Consider the following 23122-nt stretch of genomic DNA (forward strand, 5'->3'; position numbering starts at 1 on the left):
TTTCCTGTGCAAGTGTTCTTTGAGTGAACGGTATTGTTTGCTTACTGAAATGCGTATTTATGCCTATAGAATGTTTATGAGCGGCAAAAGTGAGGCTGGCACAGGGTTTCAGCCGATCATTGTTCAGCTTACTGATATTCAATAACATACTAACTAACTGTATCATAACCGAACAGATGATACACCCAGGAATCTACTCTTTGAAATAGTATATTGTGCAAATCAAAAAATAAAAAAGAAATATTCTTTTGTTTAAATGAAATCTATAACAAGTGTGTTTTGTTTAAGATTTCTTAACAATTACCACCTCTCTTTACGCTTTTCACTATTGGTAAACGAGGCTATGTTACCATCAACTGAATGGGTAGTATAGCACCTATAAAGAGAATCGCCCTACAGGAATAACCTATAGGGCGATTGGGGAGAATGCAATTATTTATCGGTTTAGAACTTAGAGAACAACTCCATAAACTCCTGTCTGCGTGAACGGGAGATGCTGATGGTAGCACCATCGTCCATTACTACATAGCCACCTTCTCCGCGTACAAACTTTCTGATGTGGTTCAGGTTAATGAGGAATGAGTTGTGCACCCTGAAGAAGTCGGGGCCGGCCAATGCTTCATCAATATCTTTCAGCACTTTCGACACCATGATCTTTTTGCCGCCTACCAGTACTATGTTGGTGTAGTTGCTTTCTGCTTCGCAGTATATGATATCCTGGGTAGATACAAAGATCATCCCATCGTTGGTAGTGAGTGCAATGCGGGGTATGGTGTTTTTACTTACCTGTTTAACGTTCTGCAAGAGCAGGTCTATCTGTTCACGCGTAGGTATCGATTGCTTTTCTTCCAATCTGCGGATGGTTTCTTTCAGATCATCCGGGTCTATCGGCTTCAACAGGTAGTTGAGGGCGCTGTAACGAAATGCCTTGATGGCGAATTTATCGTATGCTGTAGTGAATACTACATCGAAGGTGAGTTTATCAAACTGCTCCAGCATATCGAAACCATTCATGCGGGGCATTTCAATATCGAGGAACACCACATCAGGTTTGTGCTTATTGATCGCCTCCAGTCCCTGCTCGGCTGAATTGCACATAGCATCGATGGTAACCTGGGGGCAATAGGTTTTTAGTAACCATTCCAGCATCTCTATGCAATTGTTTTCATCATCCACAATAATGCAACGTATCATTTTCTTTCAATTTTTTGTTAAAGCAATTGGATTGTTAGTATTGGTTGTTTATACGGGAATCTTTAATATCACTTTTGTCCCACCGGGTTCTCCATCTGCTGCTACCAGGTCTATGATCGTGATGCTTGCATTGGGCGAAGCATGTTTATTGAGAATGGATATCCTGTCTTCGGTCAGTTTCATGCCCAATGACTTTTTGGTAGTAGCCGACTTACTCTTGTATTCTCTTGCTTTCTCTCTCCCTACCCCATCGTCTTCTATCACACACTGCAGCATATTGTCAGTGATCAGGCTGAGGTGTATACTTAAGTGGCCGGCCGTTTCTTTATGGAGCAATCCATGCCAGATCGCATTTTCCACGTAGGGTTGTATGATCAGTGGTGGCACCTCCATGATATCGGCATGTACGTCCTTGTCGAGGACTATGTTGTAGGTAAACTTGTTATTAAAGCGCAACGACTCCATTTCTATATAGATCCTGAGCGCTTCCAGCTCATTGGACAACAATACATTTTTGCTGTTGGAGTTATCCAGTATCAGCCTGATCAACTTGGAGAACCGGGTAAGGTACAGTGATGCGGTGGTGTGATCGCTTTTTACTATGTAGCGGTTAATGGAGTTAAGGCAGTTGAAGATAAAATGGGGGTTCATCTGCGCACGCAAAGCCTTCATTTCTATTTCGGCGATCTTCTGGTTGTATTCCGTCTTGAGCTTTTCTTTTTCCCGTATTTGCTGTATTCTGTATCTGTAAACTGCATAGATGACCAATCCCAGCAATATCACGGACGCTGCAATAAACCACCAGCGTTGCCAAACCGGCGGTATTATGTAGAGTGACAGTTCATTGTTGGCTGTTGTCCAGTTGACCCGGTCAACGCTTGCTTTTACGCGAAAGGTATAGCTACCGGCTGGCAAAGAAGGGTAACGGGCCTCGCGCACATCGGTGCCTGAATGCCATTCTTTATCGTAGCCTTCCAGCTTATACTGGTATTCTATGTTTCTCGATCCGTTCAGGTTGATGGCTGTGAAATGCAGGGTGATGTCATTGCTACTGAAGGGTATAGCAAAATATTTATTGCTGCTTACGTATTGAGTGGTATCATCGGTGTCGATGGCATACGTGCTCACCTGCAAAAGCGAGGGCGCAATAAGCAGTCTTTCGGGAAAGAAGTGGTTAACGCCACTTTCGCTGCCCCATAGCATTTCGCCAGTGGAAGCCATGATGGCTGTATTGCTGCGGAACCCGTCGATACTCAGTCCTGAGTTTTCTTCGTAATGGGTAAGTTGTTTGGTAACCGGATTGTATTTTATAAGTGACCGGTTGTTGGATACCCATACGTTTCCTTCTTTATCTCTTAACACCGTTTCACAACGCTCATAGCGCAATCCGTTCTGAACGCTATATACCTGTAGTTTCCGGTTGGGTGGTATTATGACGAACCCACGTGAGGTAGCAGTATATACATTACCTAAGTTATCTTCCGTAAAACCAAAGACCAGGTCACTGGGCATGCCTTCCTGCATGCCGAAATGTTCCATCTTGTTTTGCTGCTTATCATAGCAATACACGCCGTTGCCGTGTGTACCCATCCAGACGCGGTGTGCCTTGTCTTCAAACATGCTGATGATCATCTTGCCATTCAACTGACTCAATACAGGATGCTTGTCGAAGGAGGTGGCCTTCATCGTAACAGGATCGATGGCATACACCCCGCCCATGGTTCCTACCCATATAGGGCCTTCTGCCAGTGCCAGCAGCTCATATATATAGGGAGTGGAAACTGTTTTGCCAAGGGAAGTATCGGGCTTGACCTTTATAAAGCGACCGGTAGCTTTATCGAATGTACACAACCCATCCCCTGCCGCACTTAACCACAGTCGGCCCGACTTGTCTTTAGCCAATGCCCGCATTTCCAATGGCCGTATGCCATCAGGTGATTGAAGGTAGTAATGATAGAAAGTTGACTGATTGGTATTCTTATCCCACCTTATCAGCCGGTCATTGCCTCCCAGCCAGAAGACACCGTTGCCATCTTCTACAATGCGGGTGATGTAATCATCGTAGAGATCCCCTTTCTCATCTTTGAAGATGCGGGTGTACATGGCAGGCCGGTTGAAAATATTGGCCATGTTGACACCGGATGCCTGTGTGCCTACAATTACTTCTCCCTTTGTACCCGCAAACGCACGATAGGTATTGTTGCCGGAGATGGTGCCGGCATTCAGGGGATCATGGGTATGACGGGTGATATTGCCTTTGCTGTCGATGATGATAAGGCCGGCAAAATCGGTAGCTACCAACAGGTCGCCATTGGCAGCCTGACGTACTTCTGTGAGGTAGGTGTTGATCGTTTTACCTCCTAATGTATTGATCAGTTGATAATCGGCTATTGTCTTGCCCGAGTTAATGTTTACAATGGTCACTGTACCTGTCTTTACTCCCACGGCAATGGTTGTATCGCTGGCCGGGCAGGCACTTAAAGGTCGATCGAATGTTTGCCGAAAGATGATCTTCCGGGTTTTATAATCCAGTATGGTAACCAGGTTGTTGGTAATAAATATGATCTTGTCCTGCGCAAAGGGCTCGGCATCTGTAAAGCTGCCTTTCTTTATCTCATCCGGCACCCACTCCAGTTCTTTCCATTTATTGGTGGTGCTGTCGAAGTAATACTCGCCTTTTCCTGTATGTAGTATGGTACCATACATGGTGGTCTCAAATATGGTTGGACAGCGGAACTTAGTAACTGTATCGCGAATAACAGCCCGGTGAAAAGTACGATCCTCATCTACCCAGGTGGCTCCGCTGTAGGTACCAAGCCAGGTACGGTTATGCCTGTCGTTGAAAAGGTGAAGGACTACATCGGAAGCTATTTCGGGGTATTTCGCTTTCACAAAATTGGTAACGGTGTAGCCGTCATAGACGTTCAGGCCATCGTTGGTCCCAACCCACAGGAATCCGTTTTTGTCGACAACTACTGACCGAACATTGTTACCAGTGAGGCCATTGGAGGTGTTGAGGGGGGAAAAGTTGATACGCTGGCCTGTTACGGTGGTGTGGGCCAACAGTATCAGTATAATCCCTGCTGTAAGAAACCGGCTCAGAAATAACGATTAAGTGTAATAAGATAGGCTTTCCGGGTAAAGCTAACAAACTATGCGTGTATGCCCATTAATTAGTGAGTAACTGGCTGGTTTTATGAGTCTTTGGCAATTTTGTGTTGCCAGTTAATGATTGATCTTCAATTACTGGTTTATGCTTTCCGAAATATTGGTTTAAACGGTTAGAATACTGGAAAAATGCTACCAGCCACTCAATAGGCTGCAATTATCCGCATTTGTGTACTACTTTTCAGAACGGTTTAGGCAAATTATTAAAATCCAAGAACAAACTTTGACAATTTACTATCTGATAATAGCTGTGCTGCTGGCCAGTAGTCTCATCCTGGGATGGCTACTCATGAAGCAGCGCAAGGTCAATCAATCCGATGACCTTGAGATTGAACGAACTATCAATTATTTCGCTACATCCCTCTTTGGCAAGAATACAATCGACGAAATCCTCTGGGACGTTACCAAGAACTGTATTTCTCACCTCAATTTTGAAGACTGTGTAGTTTACCTGGTCGATGAGGACCGGAAGGTGCTGGTACAAAAGGCTGCTTATGGCCCCAAGAACCCCAAGGATTATGAAATTTTCGAGCCTATCGAGATCCCCCTCGGGAAGGGTATTGTAGGCAGTGTGGCCGTGAGCGGCCTGCCCGAAATTATCAGCGACACCAGCACCGACCCGCGCTATATCGTGGACGACGACCAGCGGTTTTCGGAGATCACTGTCCCTATTATTTACCAGGGCAAGGTATTGGGCATCATCGATGCCGAGCATCATATGAAGGGTTTCTTTCAACCCAAGCATTTGTTCATCCTGAATACGATTGCTTCTCTCTGCGCCAATAAGATCATCCGCTCGCAAGTAGAAGATGCATACCGGGCCACTGCCATAAGGTTACATGAGAATAATCGTAAGATCGCAGAAAACAGGTTGGCTGTGTTGCGCCTGCAAATGAATCCTCACTTCGTGTTTAACAGTCTTAACTCTATCGGCAATTTCATCCTGAAGAATGAGCCCATGAAGGCGTCGGGCTACCTGACCAAGTTCTCCAAACTAATCCGGCTTATTTTCGACAGTGCTCAATCGGAATGGGTATCGCTCGACCAGGAGATCAAATCACTTGAGCTATATATTGAACTGGAACAGTTACGCTTCAATAACAAGTTTGATGTGATCGTGAACGTGAGTCATGACATCAACAGGGGTTCCTTGATGGTGCCTCCGTTGTTATTGCAACCTTTTGTCGAGAATGCCATCTGGCATGGTTTAATGCCTAAAGAGGGCGAACGGGGTGAACTGTACCTGCATTACTGGCTCAATCATGATAAACTGTTTATGAGCATCGAGGACAATGGTATTGGCCGTGCCGCGTCTGCCAAGTCAAGGACCGGCCGCATTGCCACGTTGCAAAAGCAGGGTATCAAATTAACCGATGAGCGTATCCAGATCATCAATGATATCTACCATTCGCAGGTGCAGGCCGTGATCAAAGACCTGATCGATGAGCACGGTGAACCTGCCGGCACAAGGGTGATCGTGTCGCTGGACATTAAGAATACCTCCAACTAATTTCCGCTCTTGTTTCTACTTAGCGACCGCCGCAGTGTCGGTCATGTTCGATTCATCGAAGGCTTTTTCCCAACTGTTGACATATACCACTGATGTGTCGCTGGTGGTATCATGCCAGTTCCTTTTAAAGAGGAAAGAGAAGGCATCGAAGGGAATAAGGCGTGCGAGTGTGCGCACCAATATCCTGCCTGCGGAATATTCTGTGCCAATGGTGGTGACGCAGGAATTGGTAGCGATCTTACCCAGGGTTTGCCGGAAAAGCAATTCAGCTACAAAACAGTATACCAGGTAAACCAGTATAAATACTAATTGCAGGACATATTGATTGTTCACATCTAAGATCCGTCCCCAGAAGAAGAAGATCGGCAATATAAAGAGTGCATCTATCAACCGGTGTACAAAGCGGTGTCCTGTGGAGGTATAGTTGACCAACTCATAATTCGACAGGTCAACTTTCTCCGGCTGGCTTTGTGGCTTAGCGCGTAAAAGCAGATATCCGCAAACCAGGGAGATAACAACTCCGATCGAGTGCATTATGACAATGTTTGTTTGATCGCCAAAAAAGACCTCACGGGCTTTAAAGATATATAGGTATAGGGTGTAAGGCAGGTACAGGGCTAAAGACATGAGAAAGATAAAGCGCAACAGTTTGTATGTTTTATCCTGGTATTCTCCTTCAGCGGCAAAGAATACCACAATGAGGGTTAACTGAAAAAGCAGGAATAGCATGCTGAACACTTCCTGTATGGCATATATGCCTCCGCTAAATAACCTGAAGTTGGTAAAGAAGTACTTGTAGTATTCGAAGCTTCTGAATATGTTGTAGGCTTCAGCTACTGCCACTGCGCCTACGGCAATGTATTGGTCTCTATTTTTCATAAGGATATGTATAAACGCTACAAAATAGAAACTTCTTTTGCTATTTCAAAGTAATGGTTTTATAGTATTATATAATCGAAAAAGGTATTATATCCGTATATATCCTTGTTACCAAACTAATGCTATGAAACCAACGTTCGATATCCTGATTGATAAACTCACCAATTCTATAGAGCACGTACTAACAGGAACTTCATATGAAACAAGCGTATTGCCATTAACAAAAGCTGATTTACCACTGATAACCAAGAAAAAGGGATGGCTTTTTAATTGGCGAAAGGAATTTGGTAATCAGGATGGAAGAAAAATAATGAAACTTGTAACCGCTGTTGATCCCCAATTAATACATGGTCTTATCAGCTATAAAAAGGTTGATGGATTCTATTTCATACCATTAATTGAATCCGCTCCTTTTAACATAAGTAAAAACAAGCTTTATCATGGCGTGCCTGGAAATCTTGTTGCACATGTCTGTAAAGAAAGCTTCGAAAACGCTTGTGATGGTATTGTTTCCTTTACGCCTAAAACAAGGCTAATAGCTCATTATGAGGCTACTCTGGGAGCAATAATGATTAACAAGACTGATATGGCGATTTTTACTAAAGAAGCCAGATTTTTAGTAAATTTATACTACAAAGATAATCAATGAAGAAGCGCGATCCCTTTTACGAGTTGAGTGATGAACCAATAGGCGTTCAAATGAGTAAAACTCAATTGGAAAAGCATTTACAGAAAGTAAGAGTGGATATTAAAAAAGCGCTTGCCCGAAGTAAGGCAACAAGTTCTGCGAAAAAGTTAACTTCAAAATAAAAAGCTGTATCTCTGATACGGCTTTTTTTATCTACTATTCCTCACAATACCTTTTTCCGACTCTGGGAATAAACTACTTTTTACGGGTGGGCTTTTCAGTAGCCAAAGCGATCAGATGGTATAGCTTTCGACTATCTATCCCAATCAACTGAGATATTATTATAATGTCTTTGACAGTGAACTTTTCAGGGTTGTTGATCTTATTGGTGATCCTCGTGTAATTTATACCTGCATCCTTAACGATGGTGCTTTTTGGAATAATATCAAAAATTTCAGTAAAGCTTTTGATGGCTCCTGAATCAATATAGCTTTTTAATGCATTATATCTTCTATCGTTCACTGTTTGATTGATATTCGCGAAAGATAGAAGGAAAGGACATTAATGTTATAAAAAAATAACCCCTCGTCACTTTTTTTAAGATAAAGTGTATTATTTTTAAGGACTGTTAGTATTTTATAATTACAATATGTGAGTAGAATTCTAAGATTTCTACTCATTCACAATAGCTTGCAAAACCTTCAAATCAATTCATTTACCACTAATGGCCAGTAAAGCAAAACAGCTTCGTAAGAAAACATCTCTGGAGGCTACCGATCAGCCTGCCATTAATCAACTCACCCTTTTGAGTAAGGAGCAGCAGCAAAATCCAATTACAGTGCTGGAGGAGTTTTTCAGCAATTATCACCTGCAGGATATACGGGAATGCCTGTGGGACTGGCTGGAAGCGGCTCTTGCCAGCGAAAATGGTACTTACCAAACAGGAAAGGCCCGTGGCAGCCTTCTGTTCTTGTATAAAAATATTGAAACACTTACAGAAGCAGCTTTTATTCTGCATCGAAACAAGGTGGATAGCCAAATGCCACCGCAGAAATAAGAAACACGAAAAAGGCTGCTAAATGAGAGTCCTGAATGCAGGAAATAAAAAAAGGCCGTATCGATGATACAGCCTTTTTCTTATATCGTAAAATGTTTACTATACTGATTCAGCCTTCATTGCCTTAGACACTTTGTTCCTCTCGTTTTCATCCAGTAATACTTTACGCATACGGATGAAGTTGGGGGTTACTTCGATGCACTCGTCCTGCTGGATGTATTCCATACATTCTTCCAGTGTCATCAGTGTTTTGGGAGCAATGCGGGTAGCATCATCACTACCGCTGGCGCGGTGGTTGGTGAGCTTCTTGGCTTCCGTTACGTTCACCACCAGGTCGCCTGGCTTGATGTTCTCTGCCACGATCTGTCCGGCATAGATATCTTCGCCTGGATCAACGAAGAAGGTACCTCTGTCCTGCAGCTTATCGATGGAGTAGGCTGTTGTCTTTTCTGAGATCTTGGAGATCAACACACCGTTGTTACGGCCGGGGATCATACCTTTCCAGGGCTTGTAATCTACGAAGCGGTGCGCCATTACTGCTTCACCGGTTGTAGCGGTCAGCATTTGTGTACGCAGGCCGATCAATCCGCGGGAAGGTATTTCGAACTCCAGGTGTTGCATTTCTCCCTTGGTTTCCATGATCTGCATTTCGCCCTTACGACGGGTTACCAGATCAATTACTTTGGAAGCGAACTCCTGTGGTACGTCTACTACCAGGTTTTCGTATGGTTCAGACTTAACGCCATCGATTTCTTTCACGATTACCTGGGGTTGACCTACAGTCAGCTCATATCCTTCGCGACGCATGGTCTCGATGAGGATACCTAAGTGAAGGATACCACGACCGTAAACGAGGAAGCTATCACCACCACCTTCTGCTTCTTTCACGCGGAGGGCGAGGTTCTTTTCTGTTTCCTTCATCAGACGATCACGCAGGTGGCGGCTGGTAACGAACTTACCATCACGGCCATAGAAGGGTGAGTTGTTGATAGAGAACAACATATTCATAGTAGGCTCATCCACACTGATAACCGGTAATGCTTCAGGATTTTCTGCATCGGCGATGGTGTCACCGATACCGAAATCTTCGATACCTACTACTGCACACAGGTCACCGGCTACTACTTCCGTAACGCGCTTCTTACCCATGCCTTCGAACACGTATAATTCTTTAACTCTTGACTTCTTGATAGTGCCATTGGTTTGCATCAGGGCTATCGGCTGGTTTTCCTTAATTACGCCACGAGCAACTTTTCCTACGGCGATACGGCCGAGGAAGGAAGAGTAATCGAGTGAGGTGATCTGCATTTGCAGGGGTCCTTCATTCACCTTGGGTGGTGGCACGTGCTTCAGGATACCATCGAGCAGGGGATTGATGTTGTCAATCTGCGTGAGGGAATCGTTGAACCAACCGTTCTTACCGGAACCGTAGAAGGTAGGGAAGTCCAGTTGTTCTTCTGTAGCATCGAGGTTGAAGAAGAGCTCAAATACCGCGTCGTGCACTTCGTCAGGGCGGCAGTTGGGCTTATCTACTTTATTGATGATCACGATTGGCTTCAGGTTCAATTGCAACGCCTTTTGCAACACGAAACGTGTTTGTGGCATTGGGCCTTCGAATGCGTCTACCAGGAGGCACACGCCATCGGCCATTTTCAATACCCGCTCTACTTCTCCGCCGAAGTCGGCGTGACCAGGGGTATCGATCACATTGATCTTAACGTCCTTGTAGGTTACAGAAGCGTTCTTACTGAAGATGGTAATACCTCGTTCGCGTTCGAGGTCGTTGTTGTCCATAATCAGCTCACCTGTATCCTGGTTGTCCCTGAATACTTTGGTGGCGTGTAAGATCTTGTCTACCAGGGTAGTTTTTCCGTGGTCTACGTGGGCGATAATCGCTATATTTCTGATTTCCATAATTATCTCATTATCAAGTTGATTCACTGGCCAGCAAGCGATTAGCTACTTTTCAGGTTTTCAACGGGCAAAAGAAGGCGCAAAAGTACGCTAATTCAGCGTCTGGGACAAGGATTCGGGGAAACTTATTATTTAATTAATCGTTTTTATTTATGAGTTCGGAGTCGAGAGTCTGGAGTTCAGAGTAAGGGGCTGAATGTCCGGGAATTTGATACCTATAAAAAGCTTCTCAGCGATGTGATTATAGTGCTTATAATAACAGAGAATCGGATCATATGGATGATGGGAATTTTGCTTTAATTTAACGGCAAATTCAATTACCTCATGCGCAAAAAGAAATGGTGGCTGATCACACTGCTGGTTATTGTGATCGTTTACCTGATGGGGCCCAAGCCTTCCAACCCTACTTATGCTGTTCAAATGCCTGTGGTGCCTGCGACTGCCGACTCTTTGCAGACTTATATAAAAACGCAGGAAGCGCAACACCGGCTGAAACCGGATAACGAAGCGCGTATCATCTGGGCCAATGATTCCACCAAATCCAAAACGGCTTATTCACTGGTTTACCTGCATGGTTTTTCTGCCTCACAAGCAGAGGGTGATCCTGTTCATAAGGATATTGCCAAACAATTTGGTTGCAACCTGTATTTGTCGCGCCTGGCCGAGCATGGGATCGATACGACAGATGCGCTGGTACATCTAACGTCTGATAAATACTGGGAAAGTGCCAAGGAAGCGCTGGCCATTGGCGAAAAGCTGGGTGAAAAGGTTATCCTCGTGGGCACTTCTACCGGTGGTACGCTGGCATTGAAGTTGGCTGCTGAGTATCCTCAGATTTATGCGCTGGTCCTCTTATCTCCCAATATTGCCATCAACGATGCCAATGCCTGGTTGCTGAATAACCCCTGGGGGTTACAAATTGCCCGGCTGGTAAAGGGATCGAAGTTTATTGACCCGGAAGACAAGCGTCCGGTATATCGTCAATATTGGAGTGCGCCTTACCGGCTGGAGGCTGCTGTAAACCTGGAAGAACTCGTGGAAACATCCATGGATAAGGCTACCTTTGAGAAGGTGAAGCAGCCTACTTTGCTGTTGTATTATTTCAAGGATGAGGTTCACCAGGATAGTGTTGTAAAGGTGAGCGCTGCGCTAAAAATGTTTGACGAGTTGGGTACTCCTGCTGCCCGAAAACGGTCGGTAGCTATGCCCAATACCGGCAATCATGTGATGGGCTCCTGGATCAAGTCGAATGACGTAGCGGGTGTGGAGCGGGAAATTGCCCGTTTTATGACGGACATTCTGGGCGTAAACGCTATAAAGCAATAATTATAAACAAGTTACATAGTACTCACTTTTACTTTGTACTGATTTTTATTGCTTAGTTTAGCTCTTTTTGAATTGCCTATGTAATATGTAATTATATGTCAAACAATTATTTAACAGCCTTTTTTGACACTACTACAAGAGCACCTTTCTCACGTTGATGCGCATCTCCAAACCTCTCTTTTCTTGCTACTGTCTTACTACTATCTTGTTACTGGCTTGCCTCTGGCTTCCCACTGGGTGTCTTGACCTGCGGGGCACCTGAGCAGGAAAGTGGGCGCATCTGCCAAGCGTCTCCCAGCATGGATTAACCCTCCCAATGGTTCTGTTTGCAATTGTTTCATTTCCCGTACAATTTTCTTTTGCTTAACTTGTTCATCTAAAATGTCTTGCATATGATACGTTCCAGGATTGCCGGTATCGGCATGTATGTTCCCGATAATGTGGTTTCCAACCAGGACCTTACCCGGTATATGGAAACGAGTGACGAGTGGATCCAGGAAAGGACCGGTATTAAGGAGCGCCGCTATGCGCACCGCACGCAGGAAACGACGACCACTATGGGCGTGGAAGCCGCCAAAATTGCCATCGAACGCGCAGGTATCACTGCCCAGGATATCGACTTCATTGTTTTTGCTACGCTTAGCCCGGATTATTATTTCCCGGGTTGTGGTGTTTTGGTACAGCGGGCCATGAAGATGAAAGAGATCGGGGCGCTGGATGTGCGAAATCAGTGTAGTGGTTTTGTGTATGCTTTAAGTGTGGCGGACCAATTCATCCGTGGTGGCATGTACAAGAATGTGCTGGTGATCGGCAGTGAAAAGCACTCTTTCGGGCTCGACTTCAGCACGCGTGGCCGGAATGTAAGTGTGATCTTTGGTGATGGGGCCGGGGCTGTGGTATTGCAACCCACGCAAAATGAAAATCAGGGTATTTTAAGTACGCACCTGCATAGTGATGGTGAAAGTGCTGAGATCCTTGCCATGTATAATCCGGGCACGCATGCCAATCACTGGACTGAGCAAAAGCTGGCTGACTTCAATGAGGCCGAAATTGCGGATATGTTCATGAGTCATGCGATGGTTGATAATGCGCAGAACTTCCCCTTCATGGATGGTCCTTCGGTATTCAAGAAGGCGGTGGTGAAGTTTCCTGAAGTAATCATGGAGGCACTTACTGCCAATGGCTATCAACCTTACGATCTGCGTATGCTTATCCCCCACCAGGCCAACCTGCGGATTGCCCAGTTTGTGCAGCAGAAGCTTGGTCTTTCCGATGACCAGGTTTATAATAATATTCAACGTTATGGTAATACTACTGCCGCTTCTGTTCCACTTGCTTTGTGTGAAGCGTGGCAGGAAGGGAAGATCAAAGATGGCGACCTGGTATGCCTTGCTGCCTTTGGTAGTGGCTTTACCTGGGCCAGCGCTTTGCTGAAGTGGTAAGTGTTGGCAAGGTTCTTTAGGCTCAATCGAATACCATGAAAAGGAAGAAGATCATTTTGCTTTCGCTGGCCGTGATCCTATTAGCTGCCGGCGCCGTGTGGCTTACCCGGCTGCGTACTAAAGGGCGGCGGGATGTAGTCAATAACGACGCCGGGTTTATTGCGCATGTAAAGGTAGAGAAACGTAAATCTGGTGAAGACACGGTTGTCAGTATCAATAATTTCTGGTTCAAGAGTAGTGTGATCTATTCGCTCGATGTAGAAACATTCCGGGACAGTGATGGTGATGGTGCCGGTGACTTCAAGGGGCTTATTCAAAAGCTGGATTATCTAAAGGGGTTGGGCATCGATGCCATCTGGTTGGCTCCTTTTCAACCAACGCCCAATAGAGATGATGGCTATGACATCAGCAATTATTATGGTGTTAATGGCCGTCTCGGTACGATGGCAGATTTCAACAAACTGATACAGGAAGCGAATAAACGTGGCTTGCGTATCATCATGGACCTGGTTGTTAATCATACTTCCAATCAGCATCCCTGGTTTGTGCAGGGACGTAATCCCGGCAACCCTTTCCACAACTGGTATGTCTGGTCGAAAGAAAAGCCTGATAACATAAATCAGGGAATGGCATTTCCCGGTGTACAATCTTCTACGTGGTCGTACGATTCTGTTGCAGCCGCTTATTATCATCATCGCTTTTATGATTTTCAGCCCGACCTCAACACGCAAAACGACAGTGTGGTGGCGGAGGTTATCCGCGTTGCCAATTTCTGGATGGACAAGGGTGTTGCCGGCTTCAGGCTGTATGGAGCATCATCTTTTATCGAGATACCGGAAACCAAGGGTGAAAGGTTTGAGCAGCAATATACTTTGCTTACAGAGCTGCGGCATGTGGTTCAGGCAAAGCGCGCCGACGCTATTATTATGGGTGAAGCGAATGTGATGCCTTCAGCATCGGAGTCGTATTTCGGTAAGAATGGTAATGGTTTGCACATGCTGCTTAATTCTTATGCTAATCAGTATTTGTTTTATGCATTGGCTACAGGTGAAGTTGATGGATTGGCTGATGCATTGAATGCTACGCGCGATATTCCTTTCCGATCACAGTGGGCTCAGGTCCTACGCAATCATGATGAGCTTGATCTCAGCAAATTGAATAATAGGGAGAGTGATAAAGTTTACCAGGCTTTTGGTCCGGATAGTTCTATGCAGTTGTATGACAGAGGTATTCGTCGCCGGCTGGCGCCCATGTTGAATAATGATCGCAGGAAACTGGAACTAGCTTATAGTTTATTGTTTGCGTTGCCGAGTACACCTATCAGCGGCTATGGTGATGAGATTGGTATGGGTGATGACCTTACGCTGACCGAAAGGGAATCGGTACGGACGCCGATGCAGTGGACCGACAGTAGCCAGGGTGGCTTTTCCAAAGCGTCCAACACTGTGCGGCCTGTTATAGATACCGGCGATTATAGTTACAAGCTGGTGAATGTGCGCAACCAGCTTACCGATTCGGGTTCTCTATTGAACTGGACTATTCGCATGATCGGCTTACGGGATTCTTTACCCGGACAGGGCCGTGGCGCCTGGAAGTTGATTCCTTCCGGCTCTTCGCATGTACTGGCCATGCAGTATGATTGGGAAGGTGAATCATTGATCACTTTTCACAACTTTAGTGAGCAGGCGCAGGAAGTAAAGATCAAACCTGACAAGGAAACGCAGACCCTGGATAACCTGCTAAAGAGCGAAGAAATATTTATTTCTGCCAATGCACCTTTCAGCTATAACCTTGAAGGATACGGTTACCGGTGGTATAAAGTTCGTTGATCAATGATCGCTTTCCGCGAGTAAAGTATTACTTTCTGTGGTTTCAACCAGTGGGGTTGCTTTGCGTATTTCCATTCGCTTGATCACCCCTTGCATTACTAAATATGCATGGTATACTGTTTCTTCCAAAATGATGTTTCCTTCAAGGTCACGCACTACCTGGTGCACTTCTACAACGATATTTCCGTCATCACCAATACTAAAGCTCATGGGTTCTACGTGGGGATCGATCATATGCCATTGCCGCACCCAATAATCATGTACTGCTTTGTGTCCATACAGGTAACCGCCTTCCATACCGTTGGGCCAGTCTATGTCTGAATCCATGCACAGCAGCGCTGCTTCTACATTGCGGGCATTGAATGCTGTGTACGCCTGTTGTAATAATTCTCTACAGGTACTGTCTACATCGTTGGTTGCATAAAGGGGGTCTGACATATACTTCGTTTTGGGGTGTACTTGAAAATCTCGTGCCAATACGGAAAAAGGCAGCGAGGCAACAAGGCATTCAGGCAACGAGCTTTAAATCACTGACATACAAAAATGGATTTTTTGCAACGTCATTTTACTTATCGGTTGTACGGGTATTCGTTGATCCAATTGAATCCCCGGCTTATCAGCCGGAAGTTGTTCAGGTCGAATTTTTTCATGCTGATGACCAGGGAATCGTTGCCCCACCTGCCGTTTAATTGTAGGATGTCTTTTTCAGGCCAGGTATAGGCAAAGGTGGCTTTGTTGGCTGTGTCGTTGTAAGAGTATATAATGAGCTTTTTAGCCACGGTATCGGGTTTAAAGGCATATCCTTGTGCACTATCATTGATCATTCTTATCTGTGCGTATTCTGTATAATCAACAATGAGTTTGCCCCACCGCGTGGCATCTGTTTTCAATGGTGGTATGGTATCGTTGTTCTTTACGAAGCTTTGTACATCATAAATGCCGTATAATGGTGGCTTAGGTGCTAAATCGCCGTATTGGTCCAGTGCTCCGTAGCTGTCCTTCACTGTCCAGATAAGAGTATAGCCCACCAATAATATTTTGACACCGAGCAGGGTATAACGCAACCATCTTTTGCGGATGGCTGGCGCAGCTGTAATGCTGGGATCAGTGGGTTTGTTGAGGATGAAGAATTTGATAAGCCGGTTCATGTCTTTAGCCATCAGGAAAAGGCTCATAATGACAATCATGGTAGAAAGCAGCTTAACGGGTATGTCGAAGCAATAATTCATCGCCATAACATTGCCCATCACGAGGCAGGTAACGATAGCTCCGGCTTTAGTGGTACGGCGGAACAGCAATAGCAATCCTCCCAACACTTCTGCAAAGCCGGTGAAATAGTTGTACCCTTTGGAGTATCCCATGAATGTCCATGCCAGTCCCATGGGTGAAGCATTGCCCTGTGGTTGTACCAGTTTGTGGAGTGAAGGAAATGGGAATTGTAGCTTGAACACTTTTACAAACCCATAGGTGAGCATGGTAAAGGCAGCGTAGTAGCGCACAATCACCGTGAGCCAGTAGTAGAGTTTATTGTAGCTGGCGCGTTTGCGGTCAAGTACCGACCAAATGATGCATCCTGTCAGTGCTGTTATAAAGATAAACAGGAGGGTTACAAAATCGTAGGTTGTATCGCCGCTGCCATTCGTAAAGATCGTAATGTCGTAAGAAAGGTGCAGGATGTGTTTAGCTATCCAGGGTATGAGTTTGTGGAATACCTCTATGTAGATGTTAAAGAGCAGATCTACTTTGGGTAACACACCGTTTGGGTTAAGGATGATGTACAGGATAAAGAACAGGAAGAAGAAGCGTACGGCTACTTTCTGGCCGAAGGTCCACTGGAAATAATTGACAGTCTGGGTCATAGGCGTTAGCTGGTTGTGTGCCTGAATTTAGCTGTTTTACCGGAGAGGCACGTGGTAAATTTTCCCCATGGGAATCTGTCATCCATAAAACATTCTTGCTTTGTTAACGTTTGATTGCCAGAATTATTAGAATTTTGCCCCGCATGTCAAGAAAGATCATTTTCCTTGTTAACCCCATTTCCGGTACGAAGGGTAAGGGTTCGCTGAAGCAGTTGATTTCCCGGCGCACCAAGGCTGCCGGTATCCCTTTTGAAATTATGGATACCGATGTAAATGCTCAATATATCGCTGTACGGAAAAAGGTATTAACAGAAGGTTATACTGATATTGTTGTTTGTGGCGGCGACGGCTCTGTGAACCAGGTAGTGCATGCACTGACTGATACAGGTGTTCAATTCGGCATTATCCCAATGGGTTCGGGTAACGGGCTGGCTTTGGCTGCCGGTATTCCGAAAGCCAGTGAGAAGGCGCTGGATGTTGTCTTTTCAGGTAAAGCCCGGCTAACGGATGCTTTTATGGTCAATGATCAGTTTGCCTGTATGCTATGTGGTCTTGGTTTCGATGCACAGGTTGCCCACCAGTTTGCGAAGCAACCTAAACGTGGCCTCGCTACTTACGCTTCTCTCACTACCCGCAACTTCTTTTCTGCCGGCTCTTACTTATTCAAGATAGAAGCTAATAAGCTCACGTTTACCACCGATGCTTTTTTTGTGAGTATCGCTAATAGTAATCAGTTTGGTAACAATTTTACTATTGCACCCAAGGCAGTATTGTCTGACGGCTTATTGGATGTGGTAATTGTAAAGAAGATCGCCAAGCCGCTGTTGTTACTCACCGTGATGAAGCAGGTGTTGGCGGGGAAGTTGCGCCGTATCGAAAACTCCTTACGTTCTCCGGTGATCTATTTCCAGACGCAGGAGCTCAGTATATCTAATGTTGGGCATGCTCCTATGCACATCGATGGTGAACCACGTGATACACCAGTGAAACTAAATATCAAAGTGCTGCCGCAGTATTTTAATTTGATCCACGGGTTTTGAGGAAGGTTGACAGGTTGAAAAGTTGATGGGTTGAAAGGGCTTTTGCTTCGCAGATATGTTTAACTATCTCGCAGGAGGAGAGGTACGAGGCTTTAAGAGTTCCTGGAAGAACTGGAAGCCTCGCTGGTTGTCGATACTGAAGAGGGCTTCGTTGATATCCAGCTTCTCGCTTTTGGTGAGGTGAAAGTTAAGTGCAGCCCGCGCATCTTCTTTTTTGGGCAGGTACTGGAAGGATAACTTATAGAATTGTTTCCCAAATATCTGCTGTGTGAGGCAGAGCAGATCGTTTTGTGAATACTCCTGCATTTTGTACCAGTTGTTTTGCAAGAGCAACACCGGCTTGGTAGCTATTTCGGTAATGTTTTCTGTTTCGAAAGGATCCCAGCCGGCAATCTTCCTGTCGCGTATCTGTATCAACACTACTCCGCTTGTATTTTCTCTGATCCATTGTTGAAATACCTGGAGGAAGCGAATAGAAGTTTCCAGGCCATAGTTATCGCGCAGCCCCGCATCCATGACATCGATGACCGGATTGGTAGGCAGCCACACATTGGGCAACACATATGGGAAGGTGGCATTCATGCGTAAGGCGGTAAGCAGGCGCAGGTTCATGGGGTCCTGTGCGGCAAACATGGACTGGTAATCCACTGCATCCGGCTCTATTTCCGATAGTTTATTGGTATCGTACACCGGCTGCATCATAAAGCTCACGGGCTGTGTGCTGATGAGCATTTTGCGGCTGTCTTGCGTGATCACTGAACTGAACAGCATAAGGGGCATGCGCGCATTTATTTCATCTTCGTAGAGGTCTTTTAGTTGTTTATTGAGGACGCCATGTGTATTCTGGTCCAGCTTTTGTTCAAAGGCATACCCTCTGTCTTTTACGTATTCGTAACCATCTACACTGAATTTCTGTGCGGGTGATGCCAGGTCTCTGGCTACAAAGGAGGTGAAGAGTGCGTTGAGCAGATCGCCGGAAATATCGTCTACGTATTTATCATCCTGCAGTCGTATGTTCTTTCCGCTTGCTTTTTCGCGGCTCAGCTCACAGAAGTAAGCAGCGCCTAACATGCCACCGGAAGCACCTGTAATGAAGGCTGTCTTTTTCATCAGTTCTCCATTGCTCAGGCTGTCGAGGCATTGGAGCACGTTCATGGTAAAGGCGGCGCTACGGCTGCCTCCCCCGCTGGTATTGATCACAAACATGACTGGCTTTTTGCTATCCTGCCGCGCTTTCCATCGCTCAAGGATGCGGATCATGTTGTCTTTGTCGCGGTTTACTTTTTCAGGGGCAGTCAATTCGTAAAGGTGTTCACGGGTATAGGGAGGCCGGTCGTTCTTATTGGCATAGTTCAACCCATACGCTTTGTTACTGGGATCGATGATGTTGTAATCGTACAGCAGGTTCAGTATAAAGAAAAGCAATACCAATACGGGTATACTCCAGCTTTGCATGAAATAGGAAAACGCGCCGGAAACTGCTATAAGGATCGCAAAGAATATAGTAATACCGGAAGCGGCGGGCAACTGGAAGAGGGGATTATCAAGCCAAAATCCCATTACTATGAGAAAGATAAATGCTACAAAGACGGATAGTACTGCAGCAAAGTGGTGGCGACTGAAAATGGTTTCCACGAATTCGCGGCTGTAGTGTGATACATCGCGCACTTTCTTCAATGTGAATATGGAATTGAGGTACCACTCTACTTTTACGAGCCGGCTCTGGGTCAGTTTATCTTCTCCCCGTCTGAACTGGGCTTTGAATAGCTGGGGATTGCTAATAACCGGGGTAAGCCGGCGGATGATGGTTTTATCTGCCCTGAAGAAGTAGAATAAGGAGATGGAGATAATAACGATCAATCCTCCGAGGAACCCTATGATCAGCAAAAAAATCCCGCTGGTGGTCATCAACTCTTTTACGCCGGCAAACCTGGCAGCCTTGCTGAAGTAGAAGATGAGAAAGGATAGTGGTATGATGGCGTTGTTGATGCAGTATTTCAGGAATGGGTTGGAAGTAGTAGCCAGGAACCGAAAGTGGCGGCTGAATAATATAAAGGTGGTAATGTTCCAGCTCATGATGAAGATGCCGATAGCCACGCCTACAAATGCTGCGCTCAATGCGTTGACTTCGCCCATATATTCCGGGGCCAGGTAAAGGGAATCGGCTCCAAACCTTTTCATGAATGTACCGTTCACCGTACTGAATAGTACAAACCAGAAGATCAGGAGTACCTGAAATTTTCTAAAATGCAGCAGGAATAGCTGGATGGGGAAGGAACAATATAATCCGCGTATAAAGGGTTTCATGCTGCAAGGATACTTTTCGTGCTCAATTTACTATCAAAAACGAAAAGTTGCCAGTTTGATTATGTTGCTGCAGGTATTCGTTTGGGCAGCAGGTATAACATGGCCACAAAGCTCAACAATAATAGCATACCTACTATCTGATGTAATTGGGCCATCCATTCGAATAATCCCCATTTTTGGGGCATGATACCTGGGCTAACGAGCACCGAAACGATCCCTAATATTACTTGTGCCGTTACGAAAAGCACCGGCATTATGCGGGTTTTACGGAACGTATCGCCTGCTGGTGCTACTTTAAACGCCTTGATGGTATATATGACCACGAGTATCAATATCAGGTAGGCCAGTGTGCGGTGTACAAAATGTATGGTAATCTTATTTTCGAAGAAGTTCAGTAAAACGGGGCTTTCGCGAAGCAGGTTGTCCGGTATTAAATCTCCGTTAATATCGGGCCAGGTGGGTGCTGTGAGGGCCGCTTTGTGGCCTGCCATGAGGGCGCCAAAAATAAGCTGCACGAATAACAATCCGATAATCCACCCCGTCCATTTGCGCAAGGCAGGCACCACGATCCGTTGTTGTGGTTTTACGCGGAGCTGCAGGGCAAACCAGTAAGCGTAACTGATAAGGGCCAGCGCAAAGATAAAATGCAGGGCCAGGCGGGTAGGTTTCACGTACACCGCATCACCTGTGAGACCACTGGCCACCATGATCCAACCGATGGCTCCCTGGAATGCACCAAAGATGAAGAGAAAGATCAGCGGTTGCTGCATCTCGCGCTTCAGGTATTTTTTTGCTACGAGGTATACAAATCCCACCACGAAGACCACGCCGATCAACCGCGCCCAAAACCGGTGAAACCACTCCCAGAAGAATATGAATTTAAAGTCGGATAAAGTAAAATCTGAATTGAGCAGCAGGTACTGTGGTGTTTGCCGGTATTTGTTAAACTCCTGTGTCCACTTGTCTTCATTCAATGGTGGCAGGGCGCCTGTTACTACGTTCCATTCGGTAATGGACAATCCCGAGCCCGTTAAACGGGTAATACCTCCCAATACGACCTGGATAAGCAACATGAATACGCCAATGAGTATCCAGTTGGATACATAGCGGCGGGCTTTTGCTTCGCGCGCAGCATCTAAATCGGGCAGTATTGAATCTGGCGAGGGGTATTGGAGGTTTGTATCCATAGCGCCCGCAAAGGTACGGTTTGCGGGCGCTTATGTTTTTGCTTTTTTCTTTTGTGTTTCTATGGGTTTGAACGGCCCATATTTGTGTTGCTGCGTGGAGAACGTGTCGCTAAATGGCCCGAAAGGATGATCAACTGGTTTGGTGCTGATGTCGGGCCAATCTTTGGAGAAGGTCTTTGCAGACCTTGTCTGTGAATTGATAAATGCGGCCACATCCCATGCTTCTTCATCGGTAAGCACAGGCTTGCAATGGTATGCTTCATCGTAGGGCATATTGTCTCTTATGTATCCGGCCAATTTGCTAAGCCGATACAGACCTGCACCGGTATTGTAGCTGTGTGTGCCCCATAATGGCGGATATAAATAGCCTGCGTGTTGAAGGCTGTCGGACAATCCCTGTCCATTATTTCCATGGCAACGCTGGCAGTATTGCGCATAAACGAATGCTCCTTGTGTACTATCGGCCGGGCGGTCGAGGTAAGGCAGATTGCTAATGCCTACTCCCAATGGTTTTTTGTTGGCTTGTACCTCGCTCCCCACCCATTTTATGTAGGCAACCATGGCTTTCAGCTCGCGGCTGTTGCTATCGAGCGCTTTACCATTCAGGCTACGCTGGAGGCAATCATTGACGCGCTTTTCTACCGACTCCACTGTGCCGCTGCGCTCGCGGTATCGTGGGTAGGTGGTTGCTACTGCGCCGTAGTTATTGCCCCAGGGCCGGGTGCCGGCATCGAGGTGGCAGTTCTGGCAATTCATGCCGTTGGAAATGGGCTGCACTAGGCCTTGCGGCCCGAGGTAATGGGCCGTTTTGACAATCAAAACCCGTCCATACCTGATGAGCTTTCCTGTTTCAGTTTGTGGTATGGTGGCGGTATCGGGCGCTTCCCAGGGCCACTCAGACGCTTCCGGCAAAGCCGGCTTTGCTACCTGAGGGCCTGTTGAATGCGCGTTGATAAGTATGGTGAATAATATAACCGCTACGCCTGTGAGCAGGATCCATCCCTGCATTGTGCGTGACATACAGTGGTTTTAAAAGTTGTGGGGTATTATCCTGCAAAGCAATAGGAGCATCCATGTTCCTGCGCTCTGCTGACTGCCCATACACCGGAAGGCATCGGTTGGATGTTGGGCAACAATCCGGCCACCCATTCTTTCTTTACTGTTGCAGCATCCAGGTTCATTTTCCCTGCTATTGCTGCACTGTAAACCGTCATGGCCGCATCGCATACACAGAACATGACACCACTTTCCTGCAGTTCGTTTATGCCTATTGCTACTGGTCCAAATCCAGGCACTTTAAAATCGCCGGCTTTAGGTTGCCAGAATGGATTGCGTGTGGCAGGCTGCTTGGTAGCAGGGTCTTCTGCTTTGAATAGTTCTCCGAAGTTGTATTTAGCCCAGAGGTCGCTCTTCATTGCATATCCTATTGCATCATGGCGCAGTATCACTACTACACTGCAATCTTTTTCTTGTGTACCGGTTGCTGCATTGGTGAGGAGGAACACGCGCGGCCAGGCGAATGGAAATATTTCGTGGGGGCGTGTTGCATCGAATACGATGCGGTGTTTGCCTTTTATTTTATTGAACCACTCTTCTGCATCTGCTATTTCACCTGGTGTAAATGTGCGCGCAGGCATCGAGGTGAATGATGATGTCAATGTTGTTACTCCAAGGGCTGCAACGCCTGTAGCAAGGGTTCCTAAGAATCCACGGCGTGATGATACGTTCAGTTCGTTGTTTTGCATAACTATATTTTTTAAATGAACGACACAAAATTCCTTA

General features: G+C 45.9%; 19 protein-coding genes. 8 read left to right on the forward strand and 11 right to left on the reverse strand.

The features are described 5' to 3' along the window. Positions 1 to 444 precede the first annotated feature (444 nt). Positions 445 to 1194, reverse strand: a complete 750-nt coding sequence (locus AC5JBY_RS03590; protein WP_495903182.1) for a LytR/AlgR family response regulator transcription factor — start codon at positions 1192 to 1194, stop codon at positions 445 to 447. A 48-nt stretch (positions 1195 to 1242) separates the two neighbouring features. Continuing rightward, a complete protein-coding gene (locus AC5JBY_RS03595) occupies positions 1243 to 4257 on the reverse strand; it encodes a two-component regulator propeller domain-containing protein (protein WP_495903183.1) in 3015 nt (1004 codons plus the stop codon). Positions 4258 to 4585: 328 nt separating this feature from the next. Between AC5JBY_RS03595 and AC5JBY_RS03600 the strand changes: the two genes are divergently transcribed. Further along, positions 4586 to 5872, forward strand: coding sequence for a histidine kinase (locus tag AC5JBY_RS03600; RefSeq protein WP_495903184.1), 1287 nt, complete (start codon positions 4586 to 4588; stop codon positions 5870 to 5872). A 15-nt stretch (positions 5873 to 5887) separates the two neighbouring features. Here AC5JBY_RS03600 and AC5JBY_RS03605 read toward each other — a convergent pair whose 3' ends face one another. Next, positions 5888 to 6751, reverse strand: a complete 864-nt coding sequence (locus AC5JBY_RS03605; protein ID WP_495903185.1) for an RDD family protein — start codon at positions 6749 to 6751, stop codon at positions 5888 to 5890. A gap of 124 nt (positions 6752 to 6875) precedes the next feature. Between AC5JBY_RS03605 and AC5JBY_RS03610 the strand changes: the two genes are divergently transcribed. Continuing rightward, a complete protein-coding gene (locus AC5JBY_RS03610; protein WP_495903186.1) occupies positions 6876 to 7400 on the forward strand; it encodes a hypothetical protein in 525 nt (174 codons plus the stop codon). Continuing rightward, positions 7397 to 7561, forward strand: coding sequence for a hypothetical protein (locus AC5JBY_RS03615; protein WP_495903187.1), 165 nt, complete (start codon positions 7397 to 7399; stop codon positions 7559 to 7561). The genes AC5JBY_RS03610 and AC5JBY_RS03615 overlap by 4 nt, the downstream gene beginning before the upstream one ends. 73 nt (positions 7562 to 7634) lie before the next feature. Here AC5JBY_RS03615 and AC5JBY_RS03620 read toward each other — a convergent pair whose 3' ends face one another. Beyond that, positions 7635 to 7901, reverse strand: coding sequence for a hypothetical protein (locus tag AC5JBY_RS03620; protein ID WP_495903188.1), 267 nt, complete (start codon positions 7899 to 7901; stop codon positions 7635 to 7637). A 202-nt stretch (positions 7902 to 8103) separates the two neighbouring features. On the opposite strand from AC5JBY_RS03620, the gene AC5JBY_RS03625 reads away from it, so the two are divergent. After that, complete coding sequence (locus tag AC5JBY_RS03625; protein ID WP_495903189.1) at positions 8104 to 8436, forward strand: hypothetical protein; 333 nt, start codon at positions 8104 to 8106, stop codon at positions 8434 to 8436. Positions 8437 to 8535: 99 nt separating this feature from the next. Here AC5JBY_RS03625 and typA read toward each other — a convergent pair whose 3' ends face one another. After that, positions 8536 to 10350, reverse strand: a complete 1815-nt coding sequence (gene typA / locus AC5JBY_RS03630; protein ID WP_495903190.1) for a translational GTPase TypA — start codon at positions 10348 to 10350, stop codon at positions 8536 to 8538. A gap of 324 nt (positions 10351 to 10674) precedes the next feature. On the opposite strand from typA, the gene AC5JBY_RS03635 reads away from it, so the two are divergent. The 3 genes from AC5JBY_RS03635 to AC5JBY_RS03645 all read left to right on the forward strand — a co-directional run bounded on the left by AC5JBY_RS03635 (position 10675) and on the right by AC5JBY_RS03645 (position 14947). Beyond that, positions 10675 to 11676, forward strand: a complete 1002-nt coding sequence (locus AC5JBY_RS03635) for an alpha/beta hydrolase (RefSeq protein WP_495903191.1) — start codon at positions 10675 to 10677, stop codon at positions 11674 to 11676. A gap of 392 nt (positions 11677 to 12068) precedes the next feature. Beyond that, positions 12069 to 13118 carry a 3-oxoacyl-ACP synthase III family protein gene (locus tag AC5JBY_RS03640; RefSeq protein ID WP_495903192.1) on the forward strand — a complete coding sequence of 350 codons (1050 nt, stop codon included), beginning with the start codon at positions 12069 to 12071 and terminating at the stop codon, positions 13116 to 13118. A 35-nt stretch (positions 13119 to 13153) separates the two neighbouring features. Next, positions 13154 to 14947: an alpha-amylase family protein gene (locus AC5JBY_RS03645; RefSeq protein WP_495903193.1), complete on the forward strand. Its 1794-nt coding sequence runs from the start codon at positions 13154 to 13156 to the stop codon at positions 14945 to 14947. Here AC5JBY_RS03645 and AC5JBY_RS03650 read toward each other — a convergent pair whose 3' ends face one another. Together AC5JBY_RS03650 and AC5JBY_RS03655 are read right to left on the reverse strand one after the other, a co-directional pair. Further along, the gene (locus AC5JBY_RS03650) at positions 14948 to 15385 is read right to left on the reverse strand and encodes a nuclear transport factor 2 family protein (protein WP_495903194.1); all 438 of its coding nucleotides are present in this window, start codon (positions 15383 to 15385) and stop codon (positions 14948 to 14950) included. Positions 15386 to 15516: 131 nt separating this feature from the next. Further along, complete coding sequence (locus tag AC5JBY_RS03655) at positions 15517 to 16806, reverse strand: hypothetical protein (RefSeq protein WP_495903195.1); 1290 nt, start codon at positions 16804 to 16806, stop codon at positions 15517 to 15519. 143 nt (positions 16807 to 16949) lie between these two features. Between AC5JBY_RS03655 and AC5JBY_RS03660 the strand changes: the two genes are divergently transcribed. Further along, positions 16950 to 17846: a diacylglycerol/lipid kinase family protein gene (locus tag AC5JBY_RS03660; RefSeq protein ID WP_495903196.1), complete on the forward strand. Its 897-nt coding sequence runs from the start codon at positions 16950 to 16952 to the stop codon at positions 17844 to 17846. A gap of 63 nt (positions 17847 to 17909) precedes the next feature. Here AC5JBY_RS03660 and AC5JBY_RS03665 read toward each other — a convergent pair whose 3' ends face one another. Genes AC5JBY_RS03665 through AC5JBY_RS03680 form a run of 4 tightly spaced genes read right to left on the reverse strand, consistent with a single transcriptional unit; the run spans position 17910 to position 23085 of the window. After that, the gene (locus AC5JBY_RS03665) at positions 17910 to 20153 is read right to left on the reverse strand and encodes a patatin-like phospholipase family protein (RefSeq protein WP_495903197.1); all 2244 of its coding nucleotides are present in this window, start codon (positions 20151 to 20153) and stop codon (positions 17910 to 17912) included. A gap of 59 nt (positions 20154 to 20212) precedes the next feature. Beyond that, positions 20213 to 21340, reverse strand: a complete 1128-nt coding sequence (locus tag AC5JBY_RS03670) for a COX15/CtaA family protein (RefSeq protein ID WP_495903198.1) — start codon at positions 21338 to 21340, stop codon at positions 20213 to 20215. 30 nt (positions 21341 to 21370) lie between these two features. After that, on the reverse strand, positions 21371 to 22360 hold the full coding sequence (locus AC5JBY_RS03675) for a c-type cytochrome (RefSeq protein ID WP_495903199.1): 990 nt from the start codon (positions 22358 to 22360) through the stop codon (positions 21371 to 21373). A gap of 26 nt (positions 22361 to 22386) precedes the next feature. Further along, on the reverse strand, positions 22387 to 23085 hold the full coding sequence (locus tag AC5JBY_RS03680; protein WP_495903200.1) for a twin-arginine translocation signal domain-containing protein: 699 nt from the start codon (positions 23083 to 23085) through the stop codon (positions 22387 to 22389). Positions 23086 to 23122: the final 37 nt, after the last annotated feature.

Source organism: Paraflavitalea sp., assembly GCF_059502485.1.